The organism is Citrobacter sp. Igbk 17, from assembly GCF_028069775.1.
Classification (GTDB): Bacteria; Pseudomonadota; Gammaproteobacteria; order Enterobacterales; family Enterobacteriaceae; genus Citrobacter.
On sequence record NZ_JANEWI010000038.1, the window covers coordinates 30,569 to 41,557 of the forward strand.

Below are 10,989 nucleotides of genomic sequence, written 5' to 3' on the forward strand. Positions count from 1 at the left end.
ACGGCCTCATTAGCGAATAGAAAAACCGTTGGTGAGCACGCAACGACGAGAGCGTGCGAAAGTTCGCGCTGACGTTGTGCCTTCACCGGTGGGAGTAGCAATAGTAAAGGTGGTAAAGCCTTCACCACCGACACCAATACCGGCGTAAGAGGGGCCATTTTTCACAAAGATAGAGGTCTGAAGGGTGCGGGCAGCAAGATTCAGACGTGACACGTTTTGTGAATGCATGATGGCAGTGTGATGCAGTCCCTCTTCAACTTTCAGTGCCAACGCCAGTGCACTGTCAAAATCCTTTACGCTCACGATGGGCAGCATTGGCATCAACTGTTCGCTGGTGACCCATGGATCGTCAGCATTGACGATGCCAATCAACAGGCGAGGTGTTTTTGCCGGAACCGGTATGTCCGCAGCTTCAAGCAGGGCTGCTGGACTCTTTCCAACCAGTTTTTTATTGGCTATGCCTTCAGGCAGACAGGCGGTGCGCAGTTTGTTGATGTCTTCGTTGTGCAGAAGTAACGCGCCAAAAGACTGCATTTGTTGGACCAGTCGTTCAGCAACAGCATCGACAACAATCAGGCTTTTCTCAGCAATACAGGGCAGGTTGTAATCAAACGATGCACCGTTGATGATATCTTCAGCTGCTTTAACCAGGTCAGCAGTTTCATCCACAATACAGGGCGGGTTTCCTGCTCCAGCACCAATAACTTTCTTCCCGCTTTTCATACCCATAGCAACAATGCCAGGGCCGCCGGTAATCGCCAGAACTGCGATTTTAGGGTGAGCCATCATCTGCTGGGTAGCTTCAAAAGTAGGTTCTGTGACCGTGACGACAAGATTCCGGATCCCGCAGCAGCGGAAGGCAATATCTTCAATCATGGCAATCAGTTTCAGTGATACCACTTTTGCGCCAGGGTGCGGGCTGAAGTAAACACTGTTTCCCGCGGCCAGCATACTGATGCTGTTATTGATGATGGTTTCCGTGGGGTTTGTACTTGGCGCAACGGAGCCAATCACCCCAAATGGAGAATACTCAAACAACACCATGCCACCGTCACCGGTAAGTGCAGTGGTGGTGAGGTCTTCGATGCCTGGGGTGTTGTCGAGTGCGGCTTTATTTTTAAGAAACTTATCCTCTTTGTTACCCATACCCGTTTCTGTTGCGCTTTCAGCGGCCAAAGAAGCCAGATGAGGCGTCAGCTCTTCCCGCAGGGCGCTAATGATGGCGCTGCGGGTTTTTAGCGGACATTGCTGGTAACGCAAAAAAGCCTGATGAGCGGCATCGATCGCTTCACCGACGCACGGAAAAATTCCGTTACCCTTAACGTCTGTTTTTGCCGGGGCGAGTTGCTCAGTCAAAATGTTGCGGATAAGGGTTTCAAGTTCTGAAGTATTCATTGATGTGTTCTCACGTTAATCGCCGCAATGGCCGTTTCTGCAATGTCCATATCCTGCTCAACGCTTCCTCCGCTGATGCCAAGACCCCCAAGGAGTAAACCTTCGCGCCATAATGCGTAGCCGCCTCCAAAGGTGACGATTTTTCCCTGCATATGGCTTTCCAGACCGTAAAGTGCGGCGCCCGGCTGAACCGCGGACGTCAGTTCGTGCGTGGCAGTTTTCATTGCGACGGCGGTCCAGGCTTTTTTTGGTGCCAGCTCACTACTGACGAGCAAGGCATCTGGCATGCGCCATGTCACTGTAGGCGTACCATTGGTATCCACTATGCTGACAACAACAGGGACCTGGAGCTCTTCAGCGCGCGTTACTGCCGCGCGTGTCAATTGATGGAGTTCGTGAAAAGACAAAGACATAGTCGACTCCCTGGTGACTGCTGTGCGAGTGGCCGCAAGATAGCGCTCCGCCACTTTCTGGATAATGTCGTTTTGATGGGCGTCATGATCTTCTGCGCGTGCAAGCGCATATAAACAGTCAGACAGGCGGTTGATATAACGCATCAGTACGTGTCTGACGGAGATTTCGCTGGAGAGCTCGACCAGTCGCCTCTCTGCGCGGCGAGCCAGCGTGCGGGCAAAGTGCAGACGACTGGCGGCTTCGCTGCGGCCAGGTAAAATAAAGCTGCGCAGGGGCGGCATTCTTACCATTGCGGTATCAATGGCGGCTTCCAGCGCCGCAATTTCTTCCGAACTGATGTAGCGCTGATCGGGAGTGGGCTGTTCGCTCTCGCTGGCCAGTTCGGCACTGAACCAAAACAACTGCAATTGAATATCTTCAAGTAAGAGACGATGTTGCTGACTTTTTACCGCGCAGGCACACAGGCTCAATGCAGCATTGAGTTCATCCAACGTACCGTAGGCCTCAACGCGCGGATGTGATTTACTCACGCGTTGTCCGGTAAAAAGCGCTGTTGTGCCAGCGTCGCCAGTGCGGGTATAAATCGCCATAGATCCTCCTAACGAGAAAGCGTGTCGACGATGCCGACGATCGCCAAATCGATGGCCTCATTAGGGCCGGAAAAAACATGCCTGGCGCTGGAGCCGCTACTGAGTAACACCAATTCGCCAGTCCCTGCACCGACTGAGTCAACCGCGACTTCATCTCCGGTAGCGGGGGAGGCGGGGAGCTCTCCGTCAGTGCTTACCCGGCGTACCAGCAACAGTTTTTTCCCCACCAGCGATGGTGATTTTTGCGTAGAAACCACAACACCTGTAACCCTTGCCAGATACATGGTTCACTCCTGCTTAATTAATTGAATATTTCGCGCACTAACGGCTTCCCGGGCCAGTGCCGTCACGACACAGCGACGACGCAGCACCAGGATGCCACTGTTAAGTTTGACCACATCGGCATAACTTAAGAGCGTTCCAGGATGCAGCATGACGATGTGCCCCTGTTCATTACTGAACTCCAGCGGCAGCCGTGCGAGCTTTTTCACGGGGAGTGCCGGTAGCAGCCGATGCTGTAGAGAGATTTTTACGCGTAGCCCGCATGCCAGCGCCTCGTGGATTGTTACCACCGCGACACTGGACGGACTGCAATCGGCAATTTTCTCCAGTAAAGGCAGGTCTGCCTGCAGGAGGTGTAGTGACGAGTACTGACAACATAATGTCCGGGAATCGATTTCCCGTAACTGTGCGACGCTCAGCGTGATGGTACTTTCCGCGCGTTTTTTGAGCCGGGAAACAACTTCCTCAATGATGCGTTGCAGCAGTTCGTTGTTCATCGTGGGGTCACCAATGTGGCAAATGCCTGCGGATTATCAGCGCCTGCGGCATTGGCTTCGTCTGTATCGATATGCATCTCAAGGCGCATATCCGGTGAAACGCGTACGGCGACATTATCGAAAATCAGTCGGCGTTCATCGCCATTGATAGCCACGGAGACTTTATCTCCATGAGATACGCGCAGTATCAGCGCATCCAGCGGCGACATATGGATATGTCGCTGAGCAACTATAACCCCGGAGGGTAAGTCCAGTTCAGCAAAGGGGCTGATAAGACGAATGCCAGGCGTTCCCTGAATATTACCGGACATGCGTAGCGGTGCTGCGATGCCTAATGTGCGGGCGTCGGTACGCGATATCTCCACTTGGCTAGTACTCCGCAGTGGACCAAGCAGACGCACATTCTTTAACTGACCTTTCGGTCCGACCAGTGTGACGGTCTGGTCTGCGGCATATTGTCCGGGCTGCAACAGGCCCTTTTTCTCGCTAATCGGCTGATTAGGGAACAGCCGAGTGTAGTCCTCGGCGCAAAGATGGATGTGGCGGTTCGAAATCCCGAGAGGAATAGGGCGTTCACGCATTTCATCCAGTACTTTACTGACCGTTGTTTCCAGTTGCTGTTTATCCATTACGCTTCACCTCGTTTGCCTGAATGCAGGCAGAGAGCGCGTGGCTCGCCTTTCTGGCGAGGGCAGGCAGGGTCAAGACACAGATTGCAGCTAATCAACTCTGCCTGTTGCGCTGCTCCAGGTAATGCAATTTCTGTAGCCATCTCTTCTTGCTCTTGCGATACATCAGGTATCGCTGTTGGCGTTGGCGCTGGCTGCACGGGCACACTGTGGGAAAGAATGCCTTCTCCGGGTCTGGAAATGACCCTGTGTGCGACCAGTCCATTTTGCCGTTCTGCTAAACTGGCACCGGTGGATATAGCCGCCTGAACGGAGGCCACATCCCCGATGATTTTGATCACCGTCCAGCCTGAACCGTTGGTTTTTTCGAGGCCCACCAGCGTGATGGAAGCGGCTTTCGCCATGACGTCCGCGCAACTGATGGCTAATGCCAGACCACTAACTTCAAGTAATCCCAGTGATTGCTTCACGCTGTGCTCCTTGTTTACGGCGATTTATGCGGATTTAGGTAAAATGGCTTCAACGTCGCTGTGTGGACGTGGAATAACGTGACAGGATTTCACCTCTCCAACAGCACTCGCTGCTGCGCTTCCTGCATCTACGGCTGCTTTTACGGCGCCGACATCTCCGCGGACCATCACGGTGATAAGTCCTGAGCCAATTTTTTCGTAGCCAACCAACTGCACATTTGCGGATTTCACCATGGCATCAGCGGCTTCAATAGCGCCGACGAGCCCTTTTGTTTCAACCAGTCCCAGTGCGTTATTCATACTGCTTTTCTCCTGTGGATTATGAGTGGCAGTCCCGGAAGGGGATGCCTTTTACCAGTCGCGCAGCGTTATTACCAATGCTCCGGCGAGCGTGGCTATTTTGTTGATATATCAGCGTAAAAAGTGGCGCTGAGGTGGGTAGATTCTTATAGTGCACAACCAGCTTTTCCCGGCTGCATCCAATGCCGACCAGCAACGGTGACTGACAGGCGGCCAGCCATGCGTTGTGGATAATGTCAGTCGAGTGGGTCTGTTGAATCACGAAGGGGATACCTTCTTCTTCAATGCCCAGCAGAACGTCATTCCAGATGTTTGCGCAGTCACCCATGGCGAAGATCACAATAGCGGGTACAGTGAGGTTACTTTCCATGAGCGAATGCCTTGTACCAGGAGAGAATTAACCCCGTCGCAACTGCGTTGCGCGGACCTTCCGTGCCCCGAATATTGCCGCGACCCGCGACCAGGCGATAATGAGCCAGCGCATCAGTAACCAGTTGCGGAACTTCGAAGTCCAGCGAGGAACCTCCAACCAAAACGACGAAGGGGATGTCCCGAATATTCCCGGTCGGGCTAACCTGTCGCAGCGCCCTCAGCGCGTTGGTAACAAAAACACGCTCTTTAGCGCTGCGACGAATAGCACGCACTTTTTCCAACGCCAGATCGCCGGGCAGTGGCACCAGTTCATCAGGTTTTACAACGCATACGCGAGCGAAAACGGCAGGAGGGAGAGGCGTAGGGAAGAACTGAACGCTGCCATCTTCGTGACGCAGGTGGAACAAGCTCTCTACTTTCGCCAGCGGGTACTTCTTGATCTCTTCCGCCAAATAGCGGTCATCCAGACCCAGTTCACGGGCAATAATCATCGTGACCATATCGCCTGCGCCCGCCAGGTGTGTGGCAATAATGTCGCCCTTAGGATTAATGATAGAGGCGTCAGTAGACCCGGCCCCAAGATCCAGAATAGCCAGTGGACGTGTGGTACCCGGTGTGGTTAAGGCGCCCAGAATAGCGGCTTCGGCTTCAGCACCACCAACCTGCACATCAATGTTGAGTTTTTGCGTGATTTCCTGGGCAATCATCGCCATTTGCAGACGATCTGATTTCACCATAGAAGCAATACCAACGGCCTGTTCCAGTGAAAACTCGCCGGCAAGTCCCCCGGTCACGCTGACTGGAACTGAAGTATCAACGGCCAACAGATCCTGAATAAAGATTTCATGGCTGGGTTTGTTGGTTAATTCAGCCATTGTCTGGCGAACGTGCTCCAGCATGCCGCCAATATTGGTTCCCGCCTCTCCGGTGACGTTATCCAGCTTCGGGCATTCACCAACCGCTTTCATAATCGCGTCTGCACCTGCTGCGACATCGACGCGTACGGTTCGTCCCTGCGATTGCAGTTCCAGGTTCCCGGCAGGGATTGCACGAGCCTTCACATCACCTGATGGCGTTTTCACCACTACCGCAGAGCGGTTGCCAATCAGCGCGCGGGCCATCGGGACAATGTTTTTGGTCTCTTCTGCGCTAAGGCTAAAAACAGTCGCGATTCCGTACGGGTTAGAAAGGGTTTCGATAACCTTGCCTGGAACAGCGACCTCAATAGCGGCCAGCATGCCCAGCGGGATACGATCGATATGGCGGACCTCATCAACGATGGGCAGAGGCGTATTCAGCCGGTTGCTAACCAGCACACCGTCGTCCTGTTGCAAAATAACGCCAGTCAACTGGTATCCGGCGCGTGCGGAAGCATTAATCATCGTGGCGACATCGGCAAAATCGAAAGCCGATGAAACGACCAGGATATAAGGCGTATCCGCCGGACGGCTCAGGAGCTCTTCCGGCGTAATGGTTACACCAACGCCTAACCCGACACCGCCAGGCGTTTTGGGGTTGTGACCGATCATGGTGGATTCTGTGATGATGGTTTCGGTGATGGTTTCCATCGCCACGTCACCGATAACCGGTGTGGCTTCGTTAATACGGATGAGCGAAATATCGCTGACATTAATGCCGGCATTTTTTGCCGCCTGTGCAAGTGCCTCCTGAATACCAAACACATTACGCAATGTGCCTTTAATTCCGGTGGTTTCCGCCAGTGCGCTGCCGGAAATACTTAGCACGCCAGTCTCATCCAGGGTTGCCAGTGCAACTTCCGTTGATGAGTTGCCTATATCAATGCCAGCTATATATAGCATCGTTTCACCCTGATGTTAGTCGTCGCCTTTAAGTTTCTTGCGCTCTACATACAGCGCTGCTGCTTCACGAACGAACGCGGCACAGATCTTCGCCTGATAGCGACTCTCCAGATCGTCGGCGATGGCCATCAACTCGTCTTTCGTTGAACGATAAGGCCGTAACGCGTTGTAGATCTCAAGAATGCGGTCGTCAGGTACAGCAGTCAGTTCGGCTGCACGTTCGAAGTTCATCGCCAGTCTGTCACGGCCGGCGTCTTTGGCGATGTCCGCCTGAATACGCAGCGTTTCAGGTGTGATACGCATATCCTGCGCGGTCACTTTATTGCTCAGAACATTTTCGAGCGTGAAGTCATCCAACGTTTTGTTGGTTGCGGTTTTGACCCACTCAGGATGTTTATTCGCCAGCGGGTAATCCGTGACTTTTGCGGTATGTGCTGAAGCTGCTGCCGTAACGGGAGAGGTTGTTTCTCCTTGCAGGCTGTTCATCCGGCTCAACACATCCCGAACCATCGATTCAATTGCGTCGGTATTCATGGAGTTATCCTTTATCAAAGCGCCACGCGCAGTTCCTGCGGGTTTTTGCCCGTTACGACGTATTTGGTCTCTTTAATGTGCAAAATGGCTGATTTCGCCTGATACTTCGGACGCGCCATTTGGTCATTTAGCGTCGGTACCGGTTGCGGAGACTCACGCTTGGCGTAACGCGCGGCGTTCTTACCAATCTGACGGTAGGTTTCCAGCGTCAGCAGCGGTGCCTGTGGGAACAACTCCAGGTTAGAAAGCGGCGGTAACCCTTGCTGGTGGATAACCGTGGTGCCTTTGGACTGAATGCCAATTGAGATTCCGGAACCACTCAGGCGGTTACCTTCCACAGCCACAAACGCAACATCGGAAGATTTAAAGCAACGGATTACGCGTGCTTTAATTCCCTCTTCTTCAATACCAGCTATCACTTCGCGCAAAATATTTTTGTGCGGAATACCGACGATATTGACGGTTTGTGAGAGTCCAAACGCCGGACCTACGGCAATAATGACTTCGTCCTGCTGCTGACCTTGTTTGGCTTCGCCAATTTCGGTCAGAAAACTGTCACCCTGTACCGTTGCAGCCTGTGGTGCGCTGGTCGCGGCCGCTGCGCGAAAAGAAACAGGTTTATCGCTGGTCTGCATTTCAGCCAGCACATCCTCAATTATCTGACGCAGCAGTTTTTCATTGATTTCCATTGTTCACCCCTTAGCCAAGCTCGTTGGGATCAAGTGCGCCAGGGATGTTTTTAATTTCTTCCCAGCGTTCGCCTTGCAGGCGATAACCTGTTGCCGGACCGGCATAATCGTTGACGTCATTCACTGCGGAAAGCACTTGTCCGTCGCCGACGATAATGGCGGAGGTATGCAGATAGTCTCCGGTTAACTTGGCTTTTTGGATGTTGAGCATGTCTTGAGCAACATCGGTAAACCCACCCTGAGCAAGGGCTTTCACCACTTCCAGGCCGTTACGGTTTTTATTGATGATCTCTTGCGCAAATTTGATGTCTTCAACGATGTTACGCTCTGGCATATCTTTTGAACCGTGGGCGTAGGTTGCGGCCTCGACTTCTTCGTCGGTGATTGGCGGTAATCCCATCCCGGCGAATACGGCCTGCAGTGCGCGAGCCGCTTTATTGCGAATGGCGATAACGTCTTCTTCACGCACCGGACGCAAACCACCGTCGACTTTCAGATCGCGCTGGATGACGTTGTAATCGTCAAAATCTTCGGCATCCTCGTTGGAACCGGCGAACATGTTGTCGTAGTTCGGAACAGCGGAATAACCAGATGAAATGAAATCTGTACCCGGCAAGAATTGCATCAGCAGACGAGCAGTACGACGCATATCGGAGTGGGTGAAGGTCTGGTCGTTACTGGAGGCGCATTCCAGATCCAGTGACGAGCAGATCAGGTTTTCCGCCAGTACCGCGCGAATGCCTGATGGCACGGCAGACGGTACGCCGATGCAGCTTACGGAACCGTTTTGCAAACCCTGAACGCCAGCCGCTTTGGTGATGTAAATGCAGCGTGCTTCCAGATAAAGCATCGATTTGCCTTCGGCGTAGCCCATCTGAACTTCTGAACCGGAGCCAGAAGTGAAGCGCATTTTCAGGCCACGTGAGGCGTAAGAAGAGGCTAAGAAGCCTTTCGACCATGGCGTATCGTCACCATCGGTGAAGACTGGTTCGGTGCCGTAAACGGAAATGGTTTCGGCGTAGCAGGTGTGGCCCAACATACCGAGCTTCAGCTCGGTGGCTTCTTCCAGGGAGCACTGCGTCAGTACGCCCGGACGACCAACCTGAGAGCCAACCAATAGCGCGATGGCGTTGAACGGCGCATAGCGTGCTACCGCAACCGTGGTTTCTTGTTCGTCAAACCCACGCCATGCGCCTTCGGCGGCATCGGCAGCAATCTGTACCGGGTTGTCTTTAACGTTAGTCACGTGCGCTTGTTGAGAAGGGGTTCGGCGGGCACGCATTTTCTGCATTGCCATCATCATCTCAACGACGTTCATGTGCGAAACCACTTCCACAATTTTCGCTGGCGTCATTGCAGTGGTCAGAGGAACAATGTCCATACGCTTGACGTTAGGGTCGCAAAGCATATTGGCGAGTTTAACCGAGTCCATCGCCATCACCTCTTCAGCGCGGGCCAGGTTAATGCCGTAGCGCGCGATGAAGTGGTCAATCAGATCAAATTCACTGACGGATTTGCCGTCCAGTTCAGTGACGATACCGTTGACGATTTTAATCGACGGCTTAGGGTCGTTCGGGCTTTCCATCGCAATGAAGCCTTCTTCGATCCACTCCTTAACGAAGCCGTCCTGATTCACAGGGCGTTTCGCCAGTGCTTCAAATCTTTTCGATCTCATGAATCAGCCTCACTGATATCAGATATAGGACGGACGGTCGTTTTTGGGTTCTGAGCCCAGGGTCGCCAGCACGGTTTTACCGATCTCACGGGCTGAGATAACGGCCTGACGTACAGCCCCAGAGTCACCGGAAATGACCAGAATGGCTTCGTTGCTGAAACTGGTGCCATGAGCGGGAGAACTGTAGGCCACCACTTCAACATTGGCGGATTTCAGCGCCGTATCGGCCATCAGTACACCAACGGAGGCAGGGGCACCGACGATAACGCCACAGGCACGACCAATTGGTGCTCCGAAGGCTTTTTCCAGCGCGTAGCTGGCGCGCGCCGTGTATTGCATTTCGATGTGTCCGGCTTCGTTGGCATATATATCGCCAAAGGTGCGATCCAGTTCTTTCAGCGCAACTTCAATCCCGCGTTTCACGTCAGAAACGTCGTTACCGCCTAAGATAATCAGCGAGCCGTGACCTGCGCCGCCTTTGGTATCACGAGGAAGTTCAATGCTGACGACTTCAGTATTTGTGGCTTTTACCGCTTCATCGGCGGCCATGATGTGTGGGCCTGCGCCTGTGCGCGCGCCGAGGATACCGATGGAGCGATAGCGCTTTTCAAGCTTCATCGCATCCAGTAAGGCACTGTCTACGTTGGCGATTACCAGACCGACGGTGTCGCCAATCGCAGTACCGACAAACTCCGTTAAACTGCAGCTCTTCTCTGCCATAGCCGTTTCTCGTGTTGGGTGAGTATTTTCAGGGATAGCCTGTTGTTCTGGCGTTGCCACACGAGCAATCACCTGCGCCATGATCTGTTCAACCAGCTCATTGCTGCTCATTAGCTAATTCCCTTCGGTAAGATTTTTTCGACATCGGTGTGAGGGCGTGGGATCACATGTACGGCTTTCACGTCTCCCACGTTGCGTGCGGCGGCGGCACCGGCATCTGTTGCTGCTTTAACCGCGCCGACATCACCGCGAACAATGACTGTTACCAGCCCTGAACCAATTTTTTCGTAGCCGACCAGCATCACATTGGCTGATTTCACCATTGCGTCTGCGGCCTCTATGGCTGCAGTTAAGCCTTTGGTTTCTACCATTCCTAACGCTTCTTGTTGCATAAAGACCTCGCCTGGGTTGTCCCGATTTTCATGACTATAAAAAGAAGCGAGGAAAAAGAATGGCTGACTTGAAAGTGTGAGTGAAAAAATAGTGAGGATATGGTGATATAAAATTGCTGAGAATTGTTGTAATTCATTGTTTTTAAATGATTTATTGAATGTTGTTAATATGACAAATTAGTTATGTTAATTCCATATTTACACTTTTTG

The 10,989-nt window shown here is 52.8% G+C and carries 14 protein-coding genes; all 14 read right to left on the minus strand.

Annotated elements, in window-relative coordinates:
• Window positions 1–9: 9 nt before the first annotated feature.
• Genes pduP through pduA form a run of 14 tightly spaced genes read right to left on the minus strand, consistent with a single transcriptional unit; the run spans window position 10 to window position 10,779 of the window.
• Window positions 10–1,395 (minus strand): CoA-acylating propionaldehyde dehydrogenase PduP, encoded by a 1,386-nt coding sequence (gene pduP / locus NNO08_RS19070; RefSeq protein ID WP_271457334.1) that lies wholly within the window; start codon window positions 1,393–1,395, stop codon window positions 10–12.
• Window positions 1,392–2,399 carry a two-domain cob(I)yrinic acid a,c-diamide adenosyltransferase PduO gene (pduO, locus tag NNO08_RS19075; RefSeq protein ID WP_271457335.1) on the minus strand — a complete coding sequence of 336 codons (1,008 nt, stop codon included), beginning with the start codon at window positions 2,397–2,399 and terminating at the stop codon, window positions 1,392–1,394. Before pduO ends, pduP begins: the two co-directional genes overlap by 4 nt.
• An 8-nt stretch (window positions 2,400–2,407) precedes the next feature.
• The gene (locus tag NNO08_RS19080; RefSeq protein WP_271442441.1) at window positions 2,408–2,683 is read right to left on the minus strand and encodes a EutN/CcmL family microcompartment protein; all 276 of its coding nucleotides are present in this window, start codon (window positions 2,681–2,683) and stop codon (window positions 2,408–2,410) included.
• 3 nt (window positions 2,684–2,686) lie between these two features.
• Window positions 2,687–3,178: a microcompartment protein PduM gene (gene pduM / locus NNO08_RS19085; RefSeq protein ID WP_271457336.1), complete on the minus strand. Its 492-nt coding sequence runs from the start codon at window positions 3,176–3,178 to the stop codon at window positions 2,687–2,689.
• Window positions 3,175–3,807 carry a phosphate propanoyltransferase gene (locus NNO08_RS19090; RefSeq protein WP_271448971.1) on the minus strand — a complete coding sequence of 211 codons (633 nt, stop codon included), beginning with the start codon at window positions 3,805–3,807 and terminating at the stop codon, window positions 3,175–3,177. The genes pduM and NNO08_RS19090 overlap by 4 nt, the downstream gene beginning before the upstream one ends.
• Entirely contained in the window at window positions 3,807–4,277 is a 471-nt protein-coding gene (locus NNO08_RS19095) for a BMC domain-containing protein (protein ID WP_271457337.1), read from the minus strand. The genes NNO08_RS19090 and NNO08_RS19095 overlap by 1 nt, the downstream gene beginning before the upstream one ends.
• Window positions 4,278–4,301: 24 nt before the next feature.
• Window positions 4,302–4,577: a propanediol utilization microcompartment protein PduJ gene (pduJ, locus tag NNO08_RS19100; RefSeq protein WP_001057752.1), complete on the minus strand. Its 276-nt coding sequence runs from the start codon at window positions 4,575–4,577 to the stop codon at window positions 4,302–4,304.
• Between the two features lie 19 nt (window positions 4,578–4,596).
• A complete protein-coding gene (locus tag NNO08_RS19105) occupies window positions 4,597–4,947 on the minus strand; it encodes a glycerol dehydratase reactivase beta/small subunit family protein (protein ID WP_271457338.1) in 351 nt (116 codons plus the stop codon).
• Complete coding sequence (locus NNO08_RS19110) at window positions 4,937–6,769, minus strand: diol dehydratase reactivase subunit alpha (RefSeq protein WP_271457339.1); 1,833 nt, start codon at window positions 6,767–6,769, stop codon at window positions 4,937–4,939. Before NNO08_RS19110 ends, NNO08_RS19105 begins: the two co-directional genes overlap by 11 nt.
• A gap of 15 nt (window positions 6,770–6,784) precedes the next feature.
• Window positions 6,785–7,303 (minus strand): propanediol dehydratase small subunit PduE, encoded by a 519-nt coding sequence (gene pduE / locus NNO08_RS19115; protein WP_271448967.1) that lies wholly within the window; start codon window positions 7,301–7,303, stop codon window positions 6,785–6,787.
• A gap of 14 nt (window positions 7,304–7,317) precedes the next feature.
• Window positions 7,318–7,992: a propanediol dehydratase medium subunit PduD gene (gene pduD / locus NNO08_RS19120; RefSeq protein WP_271457340.1), complete on the minus strand. Its 675-nt coding sequence runs from the start codon at window positions 7,990–7,992 to the stop codon at window positions 7,318–7,320.
• 10 nt (window positions 7,993–8,002) lie between these two features.
• Window positions 8,003–9,667: a propanediol dehydratase large subunit PduC gene (gene pduC / locus NNO08_RS19125; RefSeq protein WP_271442449.1), complete on the minus strand. Its 1,665-nt coding sequence runs from the start codon at window positions 9,665–9,667 to the stop codon at window positions 8,003–8,005.
• Between the two features lie 18 nt (window positions 9,668–9,685).
• The gene (gene pduB / locus NNO08_RS19130) at window positions 9,686–10,498 is read right to left on the minus strand and encodes a propanediol utilization microcompartment protein PduB (protein ID WP_271457341.1); all 813 of its coding nucleotides are present in this window, start codon (window positions 10,496–10,498) and stop codon (window positions 9,686–9,688) included.
• On the minus strand, window positions 10,498–10,779 hold the full coding sequence (gene pduA, locus NNO08_RS19135; protein WP_271457342.1) for a propanediol utilization microcompartment protein PduA: 282 nt from the start codon (window positions 10,777–10,779) through the stop codon (window positions 10,498–10,500). The genes pduB and pduA overlap by 1 nt, the downstream gene beginning before the upstream one ends.
• Window positions 10,780–10,989 lie beyond the last annotated feature (210 nt).

Bases quoted from the DNA above. Each gene is read 5' to 3' on its own strand.
- NNO08_RS19090 (WP_271448971.1), bottom strand. From the start codon at position 3,807: ATGGATAAACAGCAACTGGAAACAACGGTCAGTAAAGTACTGGATGAA.
- pduB (WP_271457341.1), bottom strand. From the start codon at position 10,498: ATGAGCAGCAATGAGCTGGTTGAACAGATCATGGCGCAGGTGATTGCT.
- pduD (WP_271457340.1), bottom strand. From the start codon at position 7,992: ATGGAAATCAATGAAAAACTGCTGCGTCAGATAATTGAGGATGTGCTG.
- pduJ (WP_001057752.1), bottom strand. From the start codon at position 4,577: ATGAATAACGCACTGGGACTGGTTGAAACAAAAGGGCTCGTCGGCGCT.
- pduO (WP_271457335.1), bottom strand. From the start codon at position 2,399: ATGGCGATTTATACCCGCACTGGCGACGCTGGCACAACAGCGCTTTTT.
- pduM (WP_271457336.1), bottom strand. From the start codon at position 3,178: ATGAACAACGAACTGCTGCAACGCATCATTGAGGAAGTTGTTTCCCGG.
- pduE (WP_271448967.1), bottom strand. From the start codon at position 7,303: ATGAATACCGACGCAATTGAATCGATGGTTCGGGATGTGTTGAGCCGG.
- NNO08_RS19105 (WP_271457338.1), bottom strand. From the start codon at position 4,947: ATGGAAAGTAACCTCACTGTACCCGCTATTGTGATCTTCGCCATGGGT.
- pduC (WP_271442449.1), bottom strand. From the start codon at position 9,667: ATGAGATCGAAAAGATTTGAAGCACTGGCGAAACGCCCTGTGAATCAG.
- NNO08_RS19110 (WP_271457339.1), bottom strand. From the start codon at position 6,769: ATGCTATATATAGCTGGCATTGATATAGGCAACTCATCAACGGAAGTT.
- pduP (WP_271457334.1), bottom strand. From the start codon at position 1,395: ATGAATACTTCAGAACTTGAAACCCTTATCCGCAACATTTTGACTGAG.
- NNO08_RS19080 (WP_271442441.1), bottom strand. From the start codon at position 2,683: ATGTATCTGGCAAGGGTTACAGGTGTTGTGGTTTCTACGCAAAAATCA.
- pduA (WP_271457342.1), bottom strand. From the start codon at position 10,779: ATGCAACAAGAAGCGTTAGGAATGGTAGAAACCAAAGGCTTAACTGCA.